Consider the following 21,141-nt stretch of genomic DNA (forward strand, 5'->3'; position numbering starts at 1 on the left):
TCTTTCAAGTCAGAATCAAACCCTTTTCTTAAAATTATCTCACCGTGCCCCACATCGACAAATCGAGAGCCTCGCGAATGGATTGCACACTTTCTTCTAACGGTTCGTAGTAGTACACATTGTTAATATAGGCATCTTGTCCCTCGACCTGCATCTTATTCACGTCCGGGTTCGAGATCATCGTGAGTCCGACAGAGGCCATTTGCAAGATGTTCATCTCAAGACCCATTTCCTCTTTCATGAAACGATACATTGCCGGAATTTTCGTCCATCCCGATGGACTAGCCAACTTCTCCGCAACAGCCGTCATGACTTCGGTTTGACGATTCGAACGAGCACCGTCCGTATCCGTCTTGCGGTGTCGCGCATAGGCAAGCGCCATGTCTCCATCCATTGCGTAAGAAACACCTTCCGTATACTCATATGTTTGGTTGAACCCCTTCTCACTGAACGAATGCGTTGCCGTCACATTGACACCACCAATCAAATCAATCAATTCCATAAACGATTCGAACGTAATCACGACTTGTCCATCGACCGACGCATCGGTCAACCCTTCAACAGCACCGACCGTACAGTCTGCTCCCCCATAAGCGAAGGCATGGGTGATTTTATCACCCTCTCGGTCTGGCTCACACGGAATGGCCGTGTACGTATCGCGCGGAATCGACACGTTTTGCACCGTGCGCGAGCGAGGGACAAACTCCATCAATTGTAAAGAATCTGTACGAGAACCTGATAATGATTCTCCAACCCTTGCATCACTTCCCATGATGAGGAACGTGAACGGCGAGGTCGCCACATACCCCGCGACAAGCAACATCAAAATGAGAAGAAGGGCAACTTTCCCTTTCCACTTACGCTTTCGTTTACTTGATGGTTTTGGTGATTGATCGACTTCTCGTCTTGACGGCTTTGACGATTTCGGTTGTTGCGTCGCATGATTCGACTTCGGTCGAGAGGTCTTGCGTTTCGGTTTTGAGAATGACGGCATTCGAAGCATCCGCTTTCTCCGTTTTTTTGACGCTTCTTGGTTTGGTTTCGAGGTCTCTGGCGATCTCTCGTTTAAGAAAGGATGCTCCGCCCCTTCATCCGGCTCTTTGAGTCGTGATGCTTCATTTATATCTGTTCTCTCGTTTGATGATTGCTCATCATTCAAACGAGACGCCTCAAGCTCTTGTTGTTCGAGTTCGCGCTTTCTACGTTCTATACGCGATAAACGTTGATCATCTTTCATATTTTCAATCCTCAACTTTATCAATTTTTCTCTATTATCCCGAACCCTCATTGATCTGACAACGTTTCTACTGAAAATCCGTCTTAAGCATGAGACCGTATGATTGTTTCAGATGAAATCCGGGAAAGGAATAATAATTGGTGTCTGCCCAAATCAAGGATGCATGCAACAAGTATGAATGAAAGGAGGAGAGCTGATGCGCATCGGAAAATTACGCATGTTGTTGGAGCAGTATGGTGAGGCGACGTTACGTGATTTATTGGTTGAAATGTACCGTCATACTCCTAAAGATGTGATTGACGATCAAGACTTTGATTTTATGATCAGCCAGTTCACGCGTTATAAAGAAAAAAAGCATTCAGAAGAGCGTCATTCGCTCTCACAAACGATTACGTTAGCTGAACGCTTTGTCGATTCGGCATATGAACATTTATATATCCGCCCCAATCAAGTTATGTCAGATCGTGACCAGAAAAATTGGTATATCCACGCAAAAAAAATCATCCGTGATTTAGCCCACTATGCCGAAGAATACACAGAAGCGCGTACGATGTATGAAGAAATGTTCTATCTTCTGTCGACGTCGGCTGGAGAAGAACCGCTTTTTTCAACGAGCGACCCGTTTCGTCTTTTAAAAATCTCACAAGTCACCATGCTTCAAAAACTCATCCACTACTATCAACTAGACGCACCGATTGATACCGTCTGGATTGACCGCGCCCTATACACTGCCCTTCACGTGCCAAAAGATGTTGATTCTACGCGAATCGACTTGCTGTCTACCTTGCCGATCGAACACAGTCAAACCAACACGAGAAAAATTCTTCACGCACGCATCCTCAAACTTTGCGAGCGCATGTTAGAGAAATCCCAAACAGAAGATACCGCACTCGAAAACTATCAAGCCCTTAAAATGTTAGAACTTCGCCTCCTTGTCGCAGAAGGGAATTTACAAGAAGCTGAACAAAAACTGTTTTCGGAGTATATTCCATTCTTTTCACATCGTTCCGAACCATTTCGTTTCTATGTTGATTTCTTAGAAAGTCATGGGCATACGGATGAGACAAAGCGATTAAAACGATTAGCAAAAGAAAAACGAATTCGATTTTAGACAAAAAAAGGGAGTCAATCGATGACATCGGTTGACTCCAATACATGATATGAACGAGGGGTGTTCATTTGAAAAGGAGGACAGAAAGTTGGTGCAGAACTTTCTTCCTACACATATAAGTATAAAGTAACGATTGTAACCGTTACCAAACGACTTATTGCATTTTTGTGAACGTTTTCACGTTATTCGATCGTATTCATGATTCCTAAACCGACGACTGATAATAATACGATTAATACGAAGACATACACCATCTCATTGGGTGATTGAAATCCTTCGTGAATCTCTAACTCTTCTTCGACAATGATGTTCTCATGAATAACTACTGGTTCTGTTTCGGCCATAACCGTCGTGGGCGCACCGATCATGAACAACATAGATACGAGAATCAGTTGATAAATATATTTCATCATAAACTCCTAATTGATTGGTTTCATTGTGATTAAGTATATCATTTCTTCGACGCACGTCACGTCTGACATTTGACGAAACTCACAGATCCATCAGCGTAACTAATCAGTTTTTCTGAATCAGGTGCTTACACTCTATTTTATTTCATGTTTTTATAAAAGTTGTTGATTATTTTCATCAATCAGGTGTCATGAGAATGCCATACAACTTTAAGTAAGATAACGCTTACAATTTAAATGTACTTATTATCTCATTCAGAAAGAAGGATTCTCCTTGAAACGAGCGCTACGCTTTGTAGAATGTAGGCAATTAGTTATGCAGGAACGCATCTCCATTCAATCGTTATACCCCTTATCAAAGACACCCCCGCTCCTTTCCTTACCTCCTCATCAGCACGTGTACATCGCTTTAAACAAAAATATTCCGTTGGCTGCTTTCGTTGCAAATGACGAGCATTTAGAAGCGTTTCAAATCATTCAACTCTCAAAAGCGACATATACCGATCGCCATGTATTTAGAGGATTGCTCGACCGTATCATGTATGAACGAAGTCGAGAAACCACATATCCGATTACGTACTATCTTCACGAAGAGGATTTCCATAATCAAGATAAGCTTCGAATGTACGGAGCATCCGGGTTTCAAGTGTTCCATCAAACAAATACGTATCACCTACCATTCATTCCGTGCGAGAAAGCATCGCATACGTATTGGACACTCGAATTGATGGATTATTCAAGAAGATCGGAGTGGCTTACATTTCGAAATGCACATTGCCATGTCTTACCGGGAGCCATTCCGATGACAGATGAACAATTTTCGCAAGAAATTCGTCAACAAACATTGTTTTACACGATAAGCTGGTGTCACCGTCCAATTGGAATCATGAAAGTTCGATTACATATGTATCACGCTTGCGTCCAAGAAATTCAGTTGGATTGTGACGAGTCGCTGATACGAGAAGCTCTTTCCTTCCTCCAACAGAAGTTTTTCGATTCGTTCAGATATATCGACGAGGCTCATATTTCTACGACTAACCTGCAATCCGACTTGAATTTCGCACTTCGAAAGCAAGGGGCTCAAGTATCGTCCGGTGGTACATATACACTTACGCAACAAGTACTACCAACCCCACTCTATTCATAAATGAAAAAGACGTCGATTGCATCAACTCATTCTCGCAGGAAAAAGTTGTTCATTCGACGTCTTTTATTCTGCAGCAGTTGTCGATTCCATCGCCAAAGGCGGCATTTCCTTAAACAGTTCTGTCCGCAGTCCCGTGTCTCTCAAATCGAGCGATTCAATCCGATCAAATTTGATTTGACGATCGACGACATTGAACCAATACGTGATGTTCGGCTCATCCTTGAAACGAATCGCATAATTCGATCCATTCAAATGAAAATCGACCTCAGTAGACAGCAACTCCGTCGGACCAATCTGTTTATGGGTGGTTAACCGTTCGAGCACAACTTGCTCTTCATTGATGCGATAATCGACAAACGTCGCAAGCGAGAGTCCAAACACAAATGATACTAGGGCGAACGTGCCCACCAATCCCATCGTGATTTTTCCGTTCATTTCGCTGTCCCTCCCTCTCTTATTATATCGGATGTGGTTGAAACGTTGTGAAGTGACATTTTGTTCAACTTTAGGCAAACTGAAGGTTGAGGAGGAATGTTCATGCAAATCGATCATACTGGGATCGCCGTCCGCGATTTAGACGAAGCGATCACATTTTATACAACGGTGCTTGGCGGAAAACTGATTGACCGTTACACAAATACTGCCATCGGGGTTGAAACCGAGCTGGCCGTCATTCATATCGGAGAGGATGTCATTGAGTTATTACGACCGACGAGTAACACGAGTCCAATCGCTCGTTTCATGAAAGCTCGAGGGAAAGGCGTCCATCATATCGCATACCGTGTCGACGATCTGGACAAAGCAATTGCCGCTCACAAACAGAACGGCATTACATTTTTAGAAGATACCTTGCGTACTACCGCAAAAGGTCGACGATTGATCTATATGGATCCACGTCATTCAGGCGGTGTCATCACTGAGCTCTGTGATTATCCTATGCAAAAACAGTAAGAGAGGTCCCCTTACTGCTTCAACAAAGTTTCTTCTATGATTTGACGGTTCTTCTCTTTTAATCGCTCGTTATGAGAAGAGACCATTGCTGTAGCGGTCGCGTTCGGGTCAATATACGTTTTGGCCCGATTCACCGCGTTCGCCGCATCTTGGAATGCCCCCGCAATCAAATGGACCTTCCCTTCATGCGTCAGAATATCACCAGCAGCATATAAGCCAGGAACGGATGACTCGCTACCTGCATTTCCTTTCACGTAAAATCCATTCACCATCTCTACGTTTAATTCACTGTTTCGAAGAAGTTCTGCATCTTGTTCGTACCCATGATTGATCACGACCTCATCGATATCGACCACACTTGTTTCTCCCGTGTCGATCTGCGTTAACAGCACTTGCTGAATCGATTGTCCATCGTGAGAAATCAAGTCCGTGACTTTCGACTGCGGACAACAATCGACTCGGCTTTGTTTAATTTTTTCGACTTGTGCCTCATGGCCTCCGAGCTCTTCTTTTCGGTAAACCAATAGAACGTTCTCTGCAATCGGTTCGAGTGCATTGGCCCAATCGACAGCGCTATTTCCGCCACCCGAAATCAAGACCCGCTTCCCTTTGAACCGTTCAAGTGATTTGACCGTATAGTGAAGGTTTGACAATTCAAAGCGTTCGGCCCCACTCACTTCGATTTTGTGAGGTCTCAAAATACCGCTCCCGGTCGCGACGATGACGGTTTTGGATACGTGATGACCATTCGACGTGTCGATACCAAATAATCCATCCTGACGTTTTAAAATCGACTCCACTTTCTCCCCTAGGATGACCGTCGGCGAAAAAGTGAGACCTTGTTGTACGAGTTGATCAATCAGGTTTGCTCCTGAAGTCGGAAGGAGTCCGCCCACATCCCACACCATTTTTTCTGGATAAACGTGAAGTTTTCCACCCAGGTGAGGCTGAAATTCGATTATTTTCGTTTTCATGCCTCGCAACCCGCTATAAAAAGCAGCATATAACCCTGCCGGACCTCCACCGATAATCGTCACGTCGAATTGTTCCTCACCCATCGTCGTATCCTTCCCTTCTATGTACGTGATGTCTACATTTTAAAAATGATAATCATTCTCATTAGATGATAACCTGTTTCTTCGCCTTTGACAAACTTTTTCCCAACACCATCCTCCCTTGGTTTTTCTTCATCGAAGGTCGGGTAAGGAAAGATGAATCAAAAGGAAGGATGTGTGCTATGGAGTGGATGGATCTTTTACTGATCATCGTGTCCGGTTTTTGGCTTGTGGAGACATGGAAATTTCGTAATCGTAAAGAGGCAACGGATGGTTCTGTCGAGCGGAAAAGCTTTTATTTCGTAGCGACGACGATGATCGTCATTTTCACTTTGTCGATCATTTATTCAATCTTTGTCGAGACGCGCCCATCAATCACTCAACGATTGCTTGCCCTTTCGTTTTACATAGCGGGTGTATCGTTACGGTACTGGGGGATTTTTCATCTCCGTCATCAATTTACTCGACACGTTGTCGTTCGTCCGCAAGATGAGCTCGTCAGCTCTGGGCCTTACCGTTTCTTACGCCATCCTTTATACACAGGATTACTATTGATTACGCTAGGCTTCTCCTTGTATTTTCTTCATTGGGCAGTCGCTTTGATTGGCACCGTTCTTACGTCTCTTGCGTTACTATATCGGATTCGGATCGAGGAAGGGATGCTGACCCGCCACTTCGGTCAATCGTATGTATCATGGTCAAAGTCTCGCAAACGATTATTTCCGTTTATCTATTAAAAAAGGAGTCCGGGGATCCCGGACTCCTTGCTGTTTTATACAGAGTAACGACTAAGTAATCGGACGACAACAATCCCCGCGATAAATGCGATGATACTAAGTGCCCACATGAGACCAGTGGCCGGCACTCCCGGAAATACGACGGCGAGTGAACCAACTACCAAACCGATGATGACCGAAAACGTCATTCCTGGGAAATTTGATAGCAAATAGCGAATTACCTTACTGCTGACAATAAAGCCGACCGCCACTCCTGCCCCGACGATTCCAATAATGAGCAAATTGAAATTTGAGATGGCGCTGATAACCGTCGGATAAACCCCAATCAGCAATAACACGAATGATCCGCTGATTCCCGGGAGTAGCATCGCCATACTTCCTAACCATCCAGAAAAGAACAAGAGAAGCGCCGTCCCAAAGGTCACATCCGTGATGACGGATGAATCGACCGGATTAAGAAACGCCATACTCGCCACGAGAATCGTTGCTACAATCATCGCGATGACATGGATTGGTCGAATCGATGCGCGCGATTTAAACTCTACAAAGAGTAAAGGAATGATTCCTAAAATCAATCCGATAAAGAAAAACTGTGTCGGCGCATAATACTCAAGTAACAAGTACTCGATTATTCGACTTAAGGCGATGATGGCTGTGCCCATCCCGATTGCTAGTGGAATTAAGAAACCAATATACTTTTTCCAATATCGGCTGAATACACCGCTAATTGCTTCAATCAATTGATCATAGATGCCTAAAATAACTGCGATGGTACCGCCACTTACACCAGGAATCAAGTCACTCGTCCCCATGGCCATCCCTCGCCAAATATTCTTCCACTCCATAACGTATCTCCTTTGCATATATCTTTCCTCAAGCACTTAGTATAGTCGAGAAAGGACGTTTGTGCATCCGCTTTTAGACCGAGAAAAGAGTCGAAGATGTCTCTTTTTTCATATAGTCAAATCGAGCTCCTGAAATATTGATTTCTTTTTCTTTTTGAAATCCGAGTCGCGTATACAAGCGATGGGCTGCTGGATTCGCTTGGTCTACGTTCAAGGTGACCGCTGGGATACCACGCTCTGTCGCGACGGTACAGATATGTTCGATTAACTTCGTCCCAATGCCACGGCCACCATATGCCTCTAATACAGCGAGCGAGTCGATGTATTGGACGAATCCTTCTGTCTCAACATCTAATTCTTCTTCACTCCCATGTGCCGTCAACCATTCCCGAATCGGTCGATCCAATTCTTCCGCCTCGTCTCCTCGATACGAAATGATCATTCCTGCTACTTCCCCTTCAATCTCGGCCACCCATATGTTTTCGTGGCTTAATCGATTTTTCGGCTTTTCCACCCACATCGCCAATCGTTCCAACACTTCATCCGTATTTGTTGACCCCGTCAACGTATATGCGATTTCATGTATTGCCTGATACATGAGTGGCGCGATTTTTGTACAATCCTGCTTCGTTGCTTGTCGAATATTCATCATTGATCCCTCCATCATCTACTCTAGCATAGGACAGCACATCGATTGTTTGTTTACGCCCATTTTGTGGCATCATATAGAGAGAAAGGGGCGAAACGAAATGAAAGCAATCATTACTGGAATGAATGGTACGGTAGCGCCCGTTGTTGCCGAAACGTTACAACATCATGGCATTGAGGGGATTGCGTGGAATCGTGAGCAAGTGTCCACGACGGATGAACAGGAGATGCGACAATTTATCGAAAGCATCCGACCGGACTATTTTTTACATATCGGCATGGGGCCGGTTGAATGGGCCGAGACACTCGCTCGTTTATGCGGGGAAATGAAAATTCCGTTCTTGTTTACGAGTACAGTGTCGATTTTTTCAGATGACGTGACTGGACCCATCTCACCGGACACGACACCGGATGCTGAAGATGAATACGGAAAGTATAAGCGTGACTGTGAACGAGCCATCGTTCGCGTCAACCCGGGCGCTCAGATTGTTCGTCTTGGATGGCAGATTGGGGATGAAGCCGGATCGAACAATATGATGGACTATTTTACGAACGAGATGAAACAACGAGGTGTCATTCAAGCGAGTGAGCATTGGTATCCATCTTGCTCGTTTTTACCAGATACGGCGGAAGCTTTATTCGAAATTTTGACAAAACGCGGACCTGGTATTTATCAGCTAAACGGAAATGCGAACTATTCCTTATACGACATTGCGGTCGGGCTAAAAGAGCTTCATGACGCCGATTGGCAGATTGAATGCACGGATGAACCAAAACGGGATAATCGGATGATTGATCCATCCGTCCCAATCCGTCCGATTTCAAAACGTCTTAATCTACAAGCGAAATGAACCGCATTCCATACAAAACGCCTACTCAACCAAGAGTAGGCGTTTTCTTATGAGATTCATTTTACATCAGTCAATCGCAGTTTACTTTTTGGCAGACTCGGCATATCGACAAAGCTATAGCTCAAGTCTTGAGGAGGGACGGTATACGAGAACTCTTCGGTAAACAACTCAATCACTTGCTCGAGAATCGCAATCGTCACATGCTCTCCTGCACAACGATGCCCAAAATCTACGTCCCCGCCACCTTGCGGAATGAAATTGAACGGACTCTCCTTCCAATCTGTAAAACGGGAAGGGACGAACAGATCAGGTTCTGCCCAAATGGAAGAATCATGGTTCGTTCCATAGAGATCAAGAAGCGTCAGCGTTCCTTCTGTAAATGTATATCCCTCCCAGTCAAAGTCGGTTTTGACTCGAGCTGCCGCTACGGGGAAGAATGGATAAAAACGTCTCACTTCTTGGACAAATGCTGTTTTCGTGACCTGTCCTTGCTTCACTTGTTCTGCTTCTTCAGGGAATTGATGCAATGCTAGGACCGTGAACAGAACATAAACCGAGATCGCGACAGTCGGGCGTAGAATATTTAAAACTTCGACAGCCACCACTTCTTCAGGCAACAACTCACCTGATTCATCTCGATGCCATGAGAATTCATAAAGCGCCGTCTGTTCATTCGGCAATAATTGATTCGACCGTACTTCTTTCACCATCTGTCGAATCCAAGCTTCAGCCGAACTTCTTGCCTTCCGACCTTGCAAATACGTCAGACCAAGAGACGTACCTGATTCAAATAGCAATCTCATTTCATCGGTCCGCTTCGCCACCTCGTCTCGTGCAAGCGGGACCCCCGCCCATTCACATACGGCCTTCATCAACACCTGTTGGGCTACATCATATAAAACAAGTTCTTCCGTCTGTTTGATTCGTTTCCACTCGCGACCCGTCAGCCGGAGCAGACGATCGATGTTTTCTTTCGTCATCAATGACATGAACATACGTTTCCGGTGCGTATGTGCCGTCCCATCTAATGTTTGCACTCCATCTTCTCCGAATAGTGTTTTGAGAAGACGCTTCGGTGCAGCATCCTGACGTGTAAATTTGTCCGCCACATAAAACAAGGAAGCGGCGTCCTCTCCTCCAAGACAAATCACGCGTTCCCCGAGCAAACGAGTCTCAAAAAGATCTGACTGAAAACTTTTACGTCGATTGGCGACGAATAAATAACCTTCCCGTAAAAAATCGACACTGTGGTCGAGCCCTTCTTGCTTCGGAATGACTTTCCCCATCCAACTCACCCTTTCTCTTTTTTCGAACTATAAAGGATGTTCCCGTGTTATTGGCGAACAAACCTAATATCGAAAGGAGCGAGTGACATGTTACCGTTCTTACTGACATTACGCCGGATTGTACGTGGAATTTGGCGCGGTCTACGGGACCCTGAGTTCCAAGTCTTATTCAGCCTTGCCTTTCTCACCATCCTATCTGGAACACTTTTTTATGCTCAATTTGAGGCGATGCGATGGCTCGACGCGCTCTACTTCAGTGTCATCACATTAACGACCATCGGCTATGGCGATTTTGCCCCTCAGACCGATATCGGGAAAATTTTCACGATTGGCTATGTGATCACGGGTGTCGGCATTGTGGTCGGATTCGTTACTAAAGTGTTCGACCACCTTCAAAAGGCACGGCTAGATGAACTAGAAGCAAAACAAAAGACGCCACCCTCTGATTCATGAGGATGGCGTCAACCTGTTTAGGACACTTTTCGATTTTCAATTTCAAGTTGTTGATTGAATCGCTTCGTCTCTGCAATGACAACGCCCGACAAGAACAAGAGACCAATCAAGTTCGGGATGGCCATCAAACCGTTGAAGACGTCGGATAACGCCCATACTAAGTTCAAGTTGGTCGTCATGGCACCTAGTCCAGCGACAAGCACGAAGGCAATTCGATATGGCAGAATCGACTTTTGTCCAAACAAGTAATGGATGGAACGTTCTCCATAATACGACCAACCGAGAACGGTCGAATAGGCGAATAAAACAAGTCCGATTGTCACAATGTAACCACCCGCCGGACCGAGGAATAATTCAAATGTGGCCGAAGTCAATTCAACCCCTTCTAACCCGGTCCCGATTTGACCACCCATGACGAGTGTCAAACCGGTCACCGAACAGACGACAAGCGTGTCTAAGAAGACTTGCGTCATCGAGACGAGTGCTTGACGACCCGGCATATCCGTCTTCGCAGCAGCCGCTGCAATCGGAGCAGAACCGAGACCTGCCTCGTTCGAGAAGACACCACGCGCGACACCATATCGAATGGCTGCTCCGATGGCTCCCCCACCGATGGCTTCCGCACTGAACGTACTGCTAAAGATGAGTGTGAACGCATCTGGAATAAGCGTGTAATTCATGATCATGATCAAGAGACCGCTACCTAAGTAGAAGGCAATCATGACCGGGACGAAGTAGCTGACCACTTTCCCGATAGAACGTACGCCCCCAAGAATGACCGCGCCTGTAAAAATCATGATGAGAATTCCTGATATGTAGAGTGGTACGTCGAATGTCGTTTTCAGCGCGAGCGCGACAGAGTTCGTCTGAACCCCGTTCCCAATCCCAAACGCCGCAATCGAGGCGAATGCAGCAAACGCCACCGCTAACCAACGTTGATTCAAACCTCGTTCTAGATAATACATCGGTCCCCCAGCCATTTGACCGCGTTCATCGGTCACCCGATATTTAACAGCCAGAACAGCTTCCGCATATTTCGTTGCCATCCCAAAGAACCCAGACACCCACATCCAGACAATGGCTCCTGGTCCTCCTAATACAACTGCTGTCGACACCCCGACGATATTCCCCGTACCGACGGTCGCCGCCAGCGCGGTCATGAGCGCCTGGAAGTGACTGATATCCCCTTTTGAGGATTGATCCTGATTTTTCGAAAATGCCAATTTCAATGCATACGGTAATTTGGTAATTTGAATACCACCTAGACGCACCGTCAAGTAAATGCCTGTCCCCACAAGCAAAATTAAAAGCGGTGGTCCCCATACAAAATTGGATGCCGTACTCACCCATTCACTAAATGATTGCCCCATACAAAGTATCCCCTTTCCCCGAAAATAGTGTACACCTCTATTTTTTCAGAATACTTAGAACAATGCAAAAGTATTGTGCTAAAACAACTCCGGATCTTTTCATCTGTATACAAACAACGAGACGAACTTAATCGTCTCGCTGTGATTCAGGCTTCTCTCGTTGTAAGGGCGCTTTCCAATCAAATGTATCCGGGACGTAATCGAGCCCGCCCGGATGAAACGGTTGACAACGGATGAGCCGGCGAGCGGTTAAATAACTTCCTTTGACGGCTCCATGTTTCTCAATCGCTTCGATTCCGTAGTGTGAACAACTCGGATAAAACCGGCATGTCGGCGGCTTTAATGGTGAAATAAAACGTTGATAACCTTGAATCCCTTTTACTAGTACACGTTTCACGCGATTTCGCCTCACTCTGTTGAATTAGTGCCATCATAGCGCGATTTGAAACGTTTGTCATGTTCACCGCTCCATATGTCAAATCGTTTTCCATCTCTTAACAAATGAGCAAGATGGGCGATATTCGACAGCAGGTTTGTTATGATAGTCAACATAACTATTGACCGAATCGAATAGAAGAGGTGACGAATGATGAAACATTTACTAATGGTCGGTGCAGGATCAATGAGTGAAGCGCTCGTTCGAGGGTGGATTGACTCAGGAATCGAACCGACACAAATTACCATGACGAACCGAAGTGATCGGGAACGCTTGAACTTCCTACAAGATGAACTCGGCGTACACATCGTCGAAGCAGAAAACGTGAACGACTATGACATCGTCGTACTAGCGATGCAACCGGACGGCGTCATTCCTTACGTGGAATCAAAAGAGTGGAAGACCCCACTACTTGTATCGGTTGCGGCACATATCGAACCGAGCCAATTAGAAGAAGCTTCAGGACTTCCTGCCGTATGCGCGATGCCAAACACGCCGGTCGCATATCGGAGCGGGATGACAGGCTTATGGTTCGGTCCTGAAACAGATGAGGCCGATCGCGCGAAAGCAACTGCCCTCTTTGAGCGTGTCGGTCGAACGGCCATCACGGATGCAAAGACGATGTCAGCATTCATGGCAGCCGCGGGATGTAGCCCGGCCTTCTTTTATGAGATCGTCGGGGCGATGACTCCGGTCTTGACCGATGTCGGATACGACGAAGCGACGGCTCGTCAAATTGTGGCTCAGGCGATGAAAGGCTCTGCAGAGTTACTGTCACATGAAACACGTGAGACGAATGAACTCATTGCTGACGTCGCTGCTCCAGGTGGACCGACCGACCGTGGTGTCGGCGTGTTACGAGACCGCAACCTTGCCGACGTGATGGCTTCAGCCTTACGTGAAAGTGCCAAAGAAGATCATGAAACGATTGAAGAAGCGTAAACGATACTCGTTTACGCTTCTTTATGTTCACTCGACCTTATTATTTATTAATAATAACTTTTTACGTGAACAATATTTTACTTTCATCTTGAACATGATAAGATATCAAATGAGAATCGTTATCAAAAGATAGGGAAGGTTACTTATGAGTCTATTACGACATGTCGCGTTGAATCAAACCGTCATTCTATCTGATTTGACTAAAATTGATGATCGCTTGCGCCGCCGAATGATTTCTCTTGGTTTTTACGAGGGATGCTCTGTACGTGTGAAGCGCAGAGCTATTTTTTCAGGACCGCTCACCATTGAACAAGTCGATCATCAACAAATTATCGCCATCCGAAGATCAGATGCCGAAAAAATCGGAGTGATTGTACCATGAACCAACGTATCGCATTGATTGGCAATCCAAATACAGGTAAAACTTCATTGTTTAATCGATTAACAGGTTCATTCGCGCATGTGGGCAACTGGGCCGGTGTCACAATCGAACAAAAAATCGGTCAGTTACACGGGAAAGTCGGACAATTAATCGATTTGCCTGGAGTGTATGATTTAGATCCGCTCTCGGCAGATGAAGCGATTGTTTCCCGTTTCTTATTGCATGAACCATTTGACGGGATGATCAATATTGTCGATGCCTCACAATTAGAACGGAACTTACAACTTACTTTGCAACTTCTAGAGATGGGACGACCGCTTCAAATCGGTTTAAATATGGTCGACGTCGCAGAAAGCCGTGGGATGCACGTCCATCTCGATAAATTAAAAACACTCCTCCAAGTAGATGTCTTCCCGATCACCGCACGAACAGGTGATGGTTGTGACTTCTTGCTTTCATCGATTCAAATAGAGAAGCGTCAACCTTTCGAATTAAACTATGGGCCAGAGACCGAAGAAGCGATTACACGCATCCTTCGTTTAATTGGTCGATCGAGAACGGATCGTTGGATCGCGATTCAATATTTAGCAGGCAACCGGATTGTCGTTGACCATTTAGAAGCATCATCTCCAGAGATTGTTGCCGTCCGAAAAGAACTCGAAACGGCTATAGGACGCTTTGCACACGCACACATCACTGAGCGTCGTCGCGATTGGGCGAAACAGATTCGATACCAAGTCATTGAAAATCAAAATGTACAAGACGTGACGATGACAGATCGCATCGATGCGGTTGTGACGCATCCGATCTTAGGCTTACCCATTTTCTTCGGGGTACTCTATGCGCTTTTCCACGTGACGTTTAATTGGATTGGTGCACCAATCTCCGATTTATTAGACGGCCTATTGTCTGGTCCGATCACATCAGGAACGGTTTGGATGTTAGATGCTGTAGGAGCTTCTCCATTCATTCAAGCCCTTCTCGTAGACGGTGTCATCGCAGGCGTCGGTGGCGTGCTGGTTTTTGTTCCGCAAATCTTTGTCCTCTTTTTCTTTATCTCATTTTTAGAGGACTCCGGATATATGGCGCGAGTCGCCATCGTGATGGATCGTTTCATGCAACTCGTCGGACTGAATGGAAAAAGCTTTATCCCGATGATTATCGGATTCGGATGTAACGTTCCTGGAATCATGGCCGCTCGAACGGTAGAAGAGGAGAGAGAACGCCTCGTCACCATCTTCATCTCACCATTCATGTCATGTTCGGCCCGACTTCCAATTTACGCTGTGTTCGCGGCGAGTTTCTTCTCTACTCATCAAGCACTCATCGTTCTCTCGCTTTATATGTTGGGAATCTTCCTTGCCTTGATTGCCGCGAAAATCTTTACGAAGGCATTGGCCGCTGAAGATCAGACAAGTTTATTCATCGTCGAACAACCCCCATACCGCGTTCCCCAAGGACTTACCTTATGGCGTAGCACTTGGCAAAAAGCGAAAGGATTCGTTCGAAAAGCAGGTACATTTATTTTTGGTGGCTCTGTGTTCATCTGGCTACTTGCCTATTCAGGTCCAAGCGGCTTTGATGTACCGATGAACGAGAGCTTCTTGGCAATGATCGGTGGATTGATCGCAACAGTACTCATTCCTCTCGGATTTGGAACTTGGCAAGCCGGGGCCTCGCTCATCACCGGATTCTTAGCAAAAGAAGTGGTCGTGTCTACGATGGCAATCATCTATGCGGTCGGCGAATCAGATTTATCCGATTCGCTACTACCGATCTTCACCCCACTCAGCGCGTATAGCTTCATGGCATTCGTTTTACTGTATGTCCCTTGTTTGGCGACAGTCGCTGTCATCCGGCGAGAAGTGGGTAGTGCCAAGTTGACATGGTTCGCCAGTTTATACGGTCTAGGTGTCGCCTATGTGGTGTCTCTTGTCATTTATCAAGTCGGTCGCTTATTCGGATTTGCGTAAGGAGGAATACCATGTCATTCTTTGACCTACTCATCGGATTCATTGTTTTTGGATATGCCGCATTTTCTCTTTATCGCTACACACGTAAAGCAAAAGGCGGGAAATGTGCGACATGTGAAATTGAACCTACCTGTACAACGGCGTGCGATGCAGCCGATTGGGATAAAATCATTGCGGAAGCTCTACAAAAAGAGCCTTCCACAATGAATGCAACCACGAAAAAAGACTGAATCGAATTCAGTCTTTTTTTCTTTACAGCATATGTATGACAGAAACAATCATCGCGACCACGAGAATGCCCGGCAATAAGTTGGCGACGCGAATTTTTGTAATTCCAACCAAATTCAGCCCAATCGCCACAATCATCACCCCACCGGTCGCGGTCATCTCTAAAATAAAGCTGTCCATGAGCGATTCCGGAATGAACTTCATGATTTGAATGGCGAGCAGTGCGATTCCTCCTTGGTATAGAAGTACAGGCACAGCTGAAAACATGACGCCAATTCCAAGCGTCGAACTTAACACGAGAGCGGTGAACCCATCAATCAACCCTTTCGTATACAGTACGTCATGATCGCCACGTAACCCACTATCGAGCGCACCAATGATGGCCATTGCACCAATCACGAAGATGAGCGTTGCTGTGACGAATCCTTCCGCTACACTCGATTGACTCCCGAGACGCCGCTCAAGTCGGTAGCCGATTTCATTCAATACTTCATCTAGCTTCCACCATTCCCCGAGCGCAGACCCGACGACAAGACTTCCGATGACAATCAAGAAGTTTTCACTCTTCATCCCCATTTGAATGCCAAGCAAGATGACCGCAAGTCCGATCGCTGCCGTCACCGTCTCTTTCATACGCTCTGGAATGCGGTGGAATAAGAGACCTAACAATGACCCGATGACGATTAGTCCGGCATTGACGAGGGTTCCTGTTAACACCATTTTGCATTCCCCGTTTCATTATGTATTGAGAGGAATATACCAATTGCTTTCGCGCCATGTCAATATACAAAAAAAGAGCCACTTCTCGCAAGAAGTGGCTTCGCGGAAACCCATGTTCCGGTGGGTTTCTCGAGGGTTTGGCACCCAAGTGATTCTGACTGGGCTCGAACCAGCGACCTCTACCCTGTCAAGGTAGCGCTCTCCCAGCTGAGCTACAGAATCAGGTCGTGTCCTCTCTTAAGGACACTATTAATATATCAAGAAACTATTAAGTTGGCAACAACTTTTTAAAAGTTTTTTGTACTTTTTTTAACGCGTCATTTGTTGGCGATCGATATGCCGGCAGAGGCGTTCCAAATCACCTGCATAAACAGATACGAGCATGTTCTGGTATAACGTGTCGCGGTCCCAATGAAGACCGTTCGCTTTCGCCACGCGCTGAGACGGAACGTTATCTGGATGAATGAGCGAAATGATTTCCTTTTCCCCTTCGGTAAAGGCATACTGCATCAACCGCGCAGCTGCTTCACGCCCGTAACCCATGTGCCAATGCTTTGGTGACAACCAATAGCCGACTTCTAACTCAAGTTTGCCATCTAAATCATGGAGCAGTGTACCGGCATGACCAATCGGTTCATCACTTTCGAACGTCATCAACTTCAATAGCCCCGTCTGGCGTCCTGTTTCATACCGGGCCAATTGACGTTCGAACCATTCGATTGTTTGTTCATCTGTATACGGTCTCCCGTCCGGACTGATGAAGCGCATCACCCGAGGATCTTGGAGAAGCGACTTAACAAAATAGAAATCAGAGATTGTGTACGGTTCAAACCGCAAACGTTCGGATTGCAACTCAACAAGATGCATCGTTTTCCGCCCCTTTCTTCCATCTCATAATCTGAATTATTCAATTCCCGTTTTCAGCTTGTTTCAATCCTTTACGATACAACTTTTAATCCGATCACACTTCCAATAATCATCATCAAATAAAAAATGCGCCAACGACTTCTTGATTCATTTAAATAGAGCATACCTAGAATGACGCCACCTGCCGCACCAATCCCGACCCAAATGGAATAAGCCAGACTTAACGGAATATCTTCAAGTGACTTCGATAACCAATAGAAACTAAGCGCGAACGAAAAAATCGACAATACCGACCATTTTAAAATTTGATATCCTTTTGATTTTCCCATAAAGAAGACGGCCGTCATTTCAGCAATGCCTGCACCAATCAAAAATACCCAACTCATGCTTCTTGCCCTCCTGTCACTTGCTTCAATCCGATGATGCCGATGATCAACGTCGTCACAAGCAAGAGCTTCCAACCACTGAGCGCCTCATCAAAAAGAAGAGCACCGACAATCACCGTACCGACCGCTCCGATTCCCGTAAAGACGGCATAGCCGGTACCTGCTGGGAGAACCCGGAATGCTTTGGCTAACAAACCGAAACTGACAATCAACAGAACAATCGTCCATAGCGTCGGAACAAGCACCGTAAATCCTTCCGATAGCTTCATCGTCGTAGCCCATATGATTTCTAGCAATCCTGCGAACAAGAGAGAAATCCAAGCGACTCTTTCCTTATTCATTCCATCCCACCCCTTTCTTAAAGATTCGGAAGGCGGCTCGTTGTCGCATCTCCCTGTCATCTTCAAACGTAAACAAAGACAGCAAAGCGCCGTCTAAAAAACAATAGTATGCAGCATAAAGTTCATCGAGTCGCTGCGACGGTAAATCTCCACGCTCCATCGCAAGACGGAACTGTTCTTTTTCAAATCCTTTTAGCTCCGTCTCCACTTTCCCAATGACTTCTTCGATATAATCCCGAAATTCTGGAGGTGGTACGAGTAGCATTCGTTTCGTCAACATCCACGTCTCATGATCGCTAAAGAATGACGTGAGTGTACGCACAATCGAATCAATCCGTTCTAAAGGGGATCGATTTACGGTATCCTCGCACGTTTGTCGCCAAGCCTCTTCGTAACGATTCGCCATATCGGTCACGACTTGCTTAAACAGTTGCTCTTTCCCATCGATATGGGCGTATAAAGAAGCTTTACGAATCCCTACATCTTCAGCTACTGCCGCGAGTGACAATCCTTCATATCCTTCACGGGCAAACCGCGTTCGCGCAGATTGCATAATCTTATCTTTTGTATTCACCAGTCTCACTCTCCTCCCGACCACTTTACCTAACGAACGGTAGGTAGTCAATGTTGGTGATTGTCATTTCTTTCTTGATTCTCCACAATACAAGATGAAAGAGGTGAAAAAGATGATTGAACAATTGAACGTGTCCATCCCAACAGAGAAGATGCGTGTTCAAAAACGGATTGTCCGCGTGTTTCGGCCAGACTGGGTCGATACCGACACCCCACTGCCCGTCCTTTATATGCATGACGGGCAAAACGTATTCTCCGGAAGCACTGCTACATATGGAGAAGGCTGGGAGATTGACCGTTGCATCGATACACTCCGACTCCCCCTTATGGTCGTTGCCATTGCGAGCGCTCCGAACTGGTTGGACCGCTATGACGAGTATTCGTACGAGGAAGATGAGATGTTATATCGCCGTATCGGACCCGAACTTGCGAAAACACGACCGACACTTGGTGGCCAAGGTCGTATGTATACAGATTGGCTCATGAAGGAGTTAAAACCACGAATCGACAAGGAGTATGCGACAGACCCAGACGATGTCGGTGTCATGGGGAGTTCGATGGGAGGGGTCATCTCTTTATATATGATGGCGACCTACCCTTCCATCAAAAGAGTCGGCTCTCTCTCCACCGCCGCTTGGGCGAACCTCGATCCTTTAATCCAGGCGTTACAACAAGTGGACTTCACAGGGAAACTGTATATGGATATCGGGACGAATGAAGAGAGCGGACCGATCACATCGAAAGATTATTTGTTTACGAATGCCAAACTCGTCGAAGTGATTGCGCAAAAAGGCATTGCCTTCCGTTACGAAGTCGAGCCGGATGCAGTTCATAACGAGTTAGCTTGGCGCCGCCGTTTGCCCCACGTCCTTCGTTATTTGTACGACGTCACATGAAAAAGAGCGAATTCCGGTTTCGGAATTCGCTCTTTTGTTCTTTTACTTAGATGACCCAGTTCCCGTCACGCATGATTGCTTCACGCGTGCCGTCTTCTCGTTCGCCATCGATATTCATTTCTGCTGACCCGATCATGAAGTCAACGTGTGTCATCGAGTCATTCGCACCGTTCGCCGCGAGTTCCTCTTGTGACATCGAAGGGCCACCTTCGAGACATGTCGAGTATGCACGACCTAATGCCAAGTGACACGATGCATTCTCATCAAATAACGTGTTATAGAAGAGAAGACCTGAGTTCGAGATTGGAGAATCATCTGGAACAAGTGCGACTTCACCGATACGGCGAGCCCCCTCATCCATGTTCAACAATTCATCCAGAGCCGCTTGTCCTTTTTTCGCTTCCGCTTTGACGACTTTCCCACCTTCAAACCAAAGCGTGAACTCGTCAATCAAGTTTCCGCTGTAGCTGAGCGGCTTCGTGCTCGACACGTGACCTTCCACAGAATCTTTATCTGCGAGCGTGAATACTTCTTCTGTCGGCATGTTGGCGATAAAGTCGATGCCATCGACGTTTGGACCGCCACCGCCAAGGAAGACGTGCTTCTTCGGAAGTCCGATTGTCAGTTCAGTGCCTGGTGCGCTGTAGTGCAACTTCACATACTTTTTCTCAGTCAACAGCTTCGCACGGCTACGAAGTGATTGATCATGTGTATCCCACGCCGCGACCACATCTTCTTGGTCCATACGTGTAGCTGCGAAAATCGCTTGCCACAACGCGGCGACCGCATCTTCACGCCCCGGGAATACTTTTTCAGCCCAAGCCTCTGACGCACCTGCGACGATTGACCAACTCACGTTGTCACTCATCACATATTGACGCCACTTCGCTAGCGCTTGTCCGGCTGCACGGTTCGCATCCGAGATGCGCGACGATTCAACACCGTTCAAGGCATCCGGATCATCACTGACGATTGACAAGAAAGCTGTTTTTTCTTCAGCCAATTGCTCAAAACGAGCTTTCAACCAATCCGGAAATTCTTTGAATGAGTCTGCTGGTGCATCAAAATATCGAATTTTCGATGTCTCCTCATCGCTCCAATTGACAAACACCTGCTTGGCACCAGCCGCATACGCAGCTTTCACCACATGACGGACAAGTGGTGCCTGGCTAATATCGGCACGTACTTCTAGCTGTTGCCCCGGTTGAATATTGACACCCTTTTTCACAGCTAGCTCTGCATAGCGTGCGAAATCTGCCTCTGTCGGCATAGAAATCATAGACATATGTATCGTTC

Annotated in this window: 26 protein-coding genes and 1 tRNA gene; 11 read left to right on the forward strand and 16 right to left on the reverse strand. The window is 46.2% G+C overall.

From position 1 onward, the window contains the following. Positions 1-34 precede the first annotated feature (34 nt). On the reverse strand, positions 35-1,237 hold the full coding sequence (locus KNO85_RS12845; protein ID WP_214790652.1) for an LCP family protein: 1,203 nt from the start codon (positions 1,235-1,237) through the stop codon (positions 35-37). Positions 1,238-1,433: 196 nt separating this feature from the next. Between KNO85_RS12845 and KNO85_RS12850 the strand changes: the two genes are divergently transcribed. Then, entirely contained in the window at positions 1,434-2,348 is a 915-nt protein-coding gene (locus KNO85_RS12850; RefSeq protein ID WP_214790654.1) for a hypothetical protein, read from the forward strand. A gap of 182 nt (positions 2,349-2,530) precedes the next feature. On the opposite strand, the gene KNO85_RS12855 is transcribed toward KNO85_RS12850, so the two are convergent. Then, entirely contained in the window at positions 2,531-2,758 is a 228-nt protein-coding gene (locus KNO85_RS12855; protein WP_214790656.1) for a hypothetical protein, read from the reverse strand. Between the two features lie 316 nt (positions 2,759-3,074). Between KNO85_RS12855 and KNO85_RS12860 the strand changes: the two genes are divergently transcribed. Further along, positions 3,075-3,905, forward strand: coding sequence for a hypothetical protein (locus KNO85_RS12860; protein WP_214790658.1), 831 nt, complete (start codon positions 3,075-3,077; stop codon positions 3,903-3,905). A gap of 63 nt (positions 3,906-3,968) precedes the next feature. Here KNO85_RS12860 and KNO85_RS12865 read toward each other — a convergent pair whose 3' ends face one another. Next, complete coding sequence (locus KNO85_RS12865; RefSeq protein WP_214790660.1) at positions 3,969-4,340, reverse strand: hypothetical protein; 372 nt, start codon at positions 4,338-4,340, stop codon at positions 3,969-3,971. A gap of 102 nt (positions 4,341-4,442) precedes the next feature. Here KNO85_RS12865 and KNO85_RS12870 point away from each other — a divergent pair, with 102 nt between their 5' ends. Next, a complete protein-coding gene (locus tag KNO85_RS12870) occupies positions 4,443-4,856 on the forward strand; it encodes a VOC family protein (RefSeq protein ID WP_376778001.1) in 414 nt (137 codons plus the stop codon). Positions 4,857-4,867: 11 nt separating this feature from the next. On the opposite strand, the gene KNO85_RS12875 is transcribed toward KNO85_RS12870, so the two are convergent. Beyond that, a complete protein-coding gene (locus KNO85_RS12875) occupies positions 4,868-5,914 on the reverse strand; it encodes an NAD(P)/FAD-dependent oxidoreductase (protein WP_214790664.1) in 1,047 nt (348 codons plus the stop codon). A 179-nt stretch (positions 5,915-6,093) separates the two neighbouring features. Here KNO85_RS12875 and KNO85_RS12880 point away from each other — a divergent pair, with 179 nt between their 5' ends. Further along, complete coding sequence (locus KNO85_RS12880) at positions 6,094-6,648, forward strand: methyltransferase family protein (RefSeq protein ID WP_214790666.1); 555 nt, start codon at positions 6,094-6,096, stop codon at positions 6,646-6,648. 35 nt (positions 6,649-6,683) lie between these two features. On the opposite strand, the gene KNO85_RS12885 is transcribed toward KNO85_RS12880, so the two are convergent. Beyond that, positions 6,684-7,493, reverse strand: coding sequence for a DUF368 domain-containing protein (locus tag KNO85_RS12885; RefSeq protein ID WP_214790668.1), 810 nt, complete (start codon positions 7,491-7,493; stop codon positions 6,684-6,686). Positions 7,494-7,566: 73 nt separating this feature from the next. Continuing rightward, the gene (locus tag KNO85_RS12890) at positions 7,567-8,142 is read right to left on the reverse strand and encodes a GNAT family N-acetyltransferase (protein ID WP_214790670.1); all 576 of its coding nucleotides are present in this window, start codon (positions 8,140-8,142) and stop codon (positions 7,567-7,569) included. Between the two features lie 100 nt (positions 8,143-8,242). Here KNO85_RS12890 and KNO85_RS12895 point away from each other — a divergent pair, with 100 nt between their 5' ends. Further along, the gene (locus KNO85_RS12895; protein WP_214790672.1) at positions 8,243-8,992 is read left to right on the forward strand and encodes a sugar nucleotide-binding protein; all 750 of its coding nucleotides are present in this window, start codon (positions 8,243-8,245) and stop codon (positions 8,990-8,992) included. 56 nt (positions 8,993-9,048) lie between these two features. On the opposite strand, the gene KNO85_RS12900 is transcribed toward KNO85_RS12895, so the two are convergent. Further along, positions 9,049-10,278, reverse strand: coding sequence for a cytochrome P450 (locus KNO85_RS12900; protein WP_214790674.1), 1,230 nt, complete (start codon positions 10,276-10,278; stop codon positions 9,049-9,051). 87 nt (positions 10,279-10,365) lie between these two features. Here KNO85_RS12900 and KNO85_RS12905 point away from each other — a divergent pair, with 87 nt between their 5' ends. Beyond that, entirely contained in the window at positions 10,366-10,731 is a 366-nt protein-coding gene (locus KNO85_RS12905) for a potassium channel family protein (protein ID WP_214790676.1), read from the forward strand. A 17-nt stretch (positions 10,732-10,748) separates the two neighbouring features. On the opposite strand, the gene KNO85_RS12910 is transcribed toward KNO85_RS12905, so the two are convergent. Further along, complete coding sequence (locus KNO85_RS12910) at positions 10,749-12,101, reverse strand: alanine/glycine:cation symporter family protein (RefSeq protein WP_214790678.1); 1,353 nt, start codon at positions 12,099-12,101, stop codon at positions 10,749-10,751. Between the two features lie 127 nt (positions 12,102-12,228). Beyond that, positions 12,229-12,498 carry a membrane protein insertion efficiency factor YidD gene (gene yidD / locus KNO85_RS12915; RefSeq protein ID WP_015880777.1) on the reverse strand — a complete coding sequence of 90 codons (270 nt, stop codon included), beginning with the start codon at positions 12,496-12,498 and terminating at the stop codon, positions 12,229-12,231. A gap of 192 nt (positions 12,499-12,690) precedes the next feature. On the opposite strand from yidD, the gene KNO85_RS12920 reads away from it, so the two are divergent. The 4 genes from KNO85_RS12920 to KNO85_RS12935 all read left to right on the forward strand — a co-directional run bounded on the left by KNO85_RS12920 (position 12,691) and on the right by KNO85_RS12935 (position 16,064). Then, positions 12,691-13,479, forward strand: coding sequence for a pyrroline-5-carboxylate reductase family protein (locus tag KNO85_RS12920; protein ID WP_251130701.1), 789 nt, complete (start codon positions 12,691-12,693; stop codon positions 13,477-13,479). A 145-nt stretch (positions 13,480-13,624) separates the two neighbouring features. Further along, entirely contained in the window at positions 13,625-13,861 is a 237-nt protein-coding gene (locus tag KNO85_RS12925) for a FeoA family protein (RefSeq protein WP_034771241.1), read from the forward strand. Then, the gene (gene feoB / locus KNO85_RS12930; RefSeq protein ID WP_214790682.1) at positions 13,858-15,834 is read left to right on the forward strand and encodes a ferrous iron transport protein B; all 1,977 of its coding nucleotides are present in this window, start codon (positions 13,858-13,860) and stop codon (positions 15,832-15,834) included. The genes KNO85_RS12925 and feoB overlap by 4 nt, the downstream gene beginning before the upstream one ends. Before the next feature lie 11 nt (positions 15,835-15,845). Then, positions 15,846-16,064, forward strand: a complete 219-nt coding sequence (locus tag KNO85_RS12935; RefSeq protein ID WP_214790684.1) for a FeoB-associated Cys-rich membrane protein — start codon at positions 15,846-15,848, stop codon at positions 16,062-16,064. Positions 16,065-16,086: 22 nt separating this feature from the next. Here KNO85_RS12935 and KNO85_RS12940 read toward each other — a convergent pair whose 3' ends face one another. The 6 genes from KNO85_RS12940 to KNO85_RS12965 form a co-directional block, all read right to left on the reverse strand. Next, on the reverse strand, positions 16,087-16,782 hold the full coding sequence (locus KNO85_RS12940; protein ID WP_214790686.1) for a DUF554 domain-containing protein: 696 nt from the start codon (positions 16,780-16,782) through the stop codon (positions 16,087-16,089). Positions 16,783-16,931: 149 nt separating this feature from the next. Further along, positions 16,932-17,004 (reverse strand) — tRNA-Val (locus KNO85_RS12945). 87 nt (positions 17,005-17,091) lie between these two features. Next, positions 17,092-17,649 (reverse strand): GNAT family N-acetyltransferase, encoded by a 558-nt coding sequence (locus KNO85_RS12950; protein WP_214790688.1) that lies wholly within the window; start codon positions 17,647-17,649, stop codon positions 17,092-17,094. A 71-nt stretch (positions 17,650-17,720) separates the two neighbouring features. Next, complete coding sequence (locus KNO85_RS12955; RefSeq protein ID WP_214790690.1) at positions 17,721-18,035, reverse strand: DMT family transporter; 315 nt, start codon at positions 18,033-18,035, stop codon at positions 17,721-17,723. Beyond that, positions 18,032-18,376, reverse strand: a complete 345-nt coding sequence (locus KNO85_RS12960; protein ID WP_214790691.1) for a DMT family transporter — start codon at positions 18,374-18,376, stop codon at positions 18,032-18,034. Before KNO85_RS12960 ends, KNO85_RS12955 begins: the two co-directional genes overlap by 4 nt. Further along, a complete protein-coding gene (locus tag KNO85_RS12965; RefSeq protein ID WP_214790693.1) occupies positions 18,369-18,950 on the reverse strand; it encodes a TetR/AcrR family transcriptional regulator in 582 nt (193 codons plus the stop codon). The genes KNO85_RS12960 and KNO85_RS12965 overlap by 8 nt, the downstream gene beginning before the upstream one ends. A gap of 112 nt (positions 18,951-19,062) precedes the next feature. Between KNO85_RS12965 and KNO85_RS12970 the strand changes: the two genes are divergently transcribed. Then, positions 19,063-19,845 carry an alpha/beta hydrolase gene (locus KNO85_RS12970; RefSeq protein WP_214790695.1) on the forward strand — a complete coding sequence of 261 codons (783 nt, stop codon included), beginning with the start codon at positions 19,063-19,065 and terminating at the stop codon, positions 19,843-19,845. Positions 19,846-19,891: 46 nt separating this feature from the next. Here KNO85_RS12970 and KNO85_RS12975 read toward each other — a convergent pair whose 3' ends face one another. Beyond that, complete coding sequence (locus tag KNO85_RS12975) at positions 19,892-21,130, reverse strand: aminopeptidase (RefSeq protein WP_214790697.1); 1,239 nt, start codon at positions 21,128-21,130, stop codon at positions 19,892-19,894. Positions 21,131-21,141 lie beyond the last annotated feature (11 nt).

It is taken from the genome of Exiguobacterium sp. s124 (assembly GCF_018617485.1).
GTDB classification, from domain to species: Bacteria; Bacillota; Bacilli; order Exiguobacteriales; family Exiguobacteriaceae; genus Exiguobacterium; species Exiguobacterium aestuarii.

Excerpts from the sequence above, each read along its gene's own strand:
- KNO85_RS12845 (WP_214790652.1), bottom strand. The coding sequence starts at position 1,237 with ATGAAAGATGATCAACGTTTATCGCGTATAGAACGTAGAAAGCGCGAA.
- KNO85_RS12850 (WP_214790654.1), top strand. The coding sequence starts at position 1,434 with ATGCGCATCGGAAAATTACGCATGTTGTTGGAGCAGTATGGTGAGGCG.
- KNO85_RS12855 (WP_214790656.1), bottom strand. The coding sequence starts at position 2,758 with ATGAAATATATTTATCAACTGATTCTCGTATCTATGTTGTTCATGATC.
- KNO85_RS12860 (WP_214790658.1), top strand. The coding sequence starts at position 3,075 with ATGCAGGAACGCATCTCCATTCAATCGTTATACCCCTTATCAAAGACA.
- KNO85_RS12865 (WP_214790660.1), bottom strand. The coding sequence starts at position 4,340 with ATGAACGGAAAAATCACGATGGGATTGGTGGGCACGTTCGCCCTAGTA.
- KNO85_RS12870 (WP_376778001.1), top strand. The coding sequence starts at position 4,443 with ATGCAAATCGATCATACTGGGATCGCCGTCCGCGATTTAGACGAAGCG.
- KNO85_RS12875 (WP_214790664.1), bottom strand. The coding sequence starts at position 5,914 with ATGGGTGAGGAACAATTCGACGTGACGATTATCGGTGGAGGTCCGGCA.
- KNO85_RS12880 (WP_214790666.1), top strand. The coding sequence starts at position 6,094 with ATGGAGTGGATGGATCTTTTACTGATCATCGTGTCCGGTTTTTGGCTT.
- KNO85_RS12885 (WP_214790668.1), bottom strand. The coding sequence starts at position 7,493 with ATGGAGTGGAAGAATATTTGGCGAGGGATGGCCATGGGGACGAGTGAC.
- KNO85_RS12890 (WP_214790670.1), bottom strand. The coding sequence starts at position 8,142 with ATGAATATTCGACAAGCAACGAAGCAGGATTGTACAAAAATCGCGCCA.
- KNO85_RS12895 (WP_214790672.1), top strand. The coding sequence starts at position 8,243 with ATGAAAGCAATCATTACTGGAATGAATGGTACGGTAGCGCCCGTTGTT.
- KNO85_RS12900 (WP_214790674.1), bottom strand. The coding sequence starts at position 10,278 with ATGGGGAAAGTCATTCCGAAGCAAGAAGGGCTCGACCACAGTGTCGAT.
- KNO85_RS12905 (WP_214790676.1), top strand. The coding sequence starts at position 10,366 with ATGTTACCGTTCTTACTGACATTACGCCGGATTGTACGTGGAATTTGG.
- KNO85_RS12910 (WP_214790678.1), bottom strand. The coding sequence starts at position 12,101 with ATGGGGCAATCATTTAGTGAATGGGTGAGTACGGCATCCAATTTTGTA.
- KNO85_RS12920 (WP_251130701.1), top strand. The coding sequence starts at position 12,691 with ATGAAACATTTACTAATGGTCGGTGCAGGATCAATGAGTGAAGCGCTC.
- KNO85_RS12925 (WP_034771241.1), top strand. The coding sequence starts at position 13,625 with ATGAGTCTATTACGACATGTCGCGTTGAATCAAACCGTCATTCTATCT.
- feoB (WP_214790682.1), top strand. The coding sequence starts at position 13,858 with ATGAACCAACGTATCGCATTGATTGGCAATCCAAATACAGGTAAAACT.
- KNO85_RS12935 (WP_214790684.1), top strand. The coding sequence starts at position 15,846 with ATGTCATTCTTTGACCTACTCATCGGATTCATTGTTTTTGGATATGCC.
- KNO85_RS12940 (WP_214790686.1), bottom strand. The coding sequence starts at position 16,782 with ATGGTGTTAACAGGAACCCTCGTCAATGCCGGACTAATCGTCATCGGG.
- KNO85_RS12950 (WP_214790688.1), bottom strand. The coding sequence starts at position 17,649 with ATGCATCTTGTTGAGTTGCAATCCGAACGTTTGCGGTTTGAACCGTAC.
- KNO85_RS12955 (WP_214790690.1), bottom strand. The coding sequence starts at position 18,035 with ATGAGTTGGGTATTTTTGATTGGTGCAGGCATTGCTGAAATGACGGCC.
- KNO85_RS12960 (WP_214790691.1), bottom strand. The coding sequence starts at position 18,376 with ATGAATAAGGAAAGAGTCGCTTGGATTTCTCTCTTGTTCGCAGGATTG.
- KNO85_RS12970 (WP_214790695.1), top strand. The coding sequence starts at position 19,063 with ATGATTGAACAATTGAACGTGTCCATCCCAACAGAGAAGATGCGTGTT.
- KNO85_RS12975 (WP_214790697.1), bottom strand. The coding sequence starts at position 21,130 with ATGTCTATGATTTCTATGCCGACAGAGGCAGATTTCGCACGCTATGCA.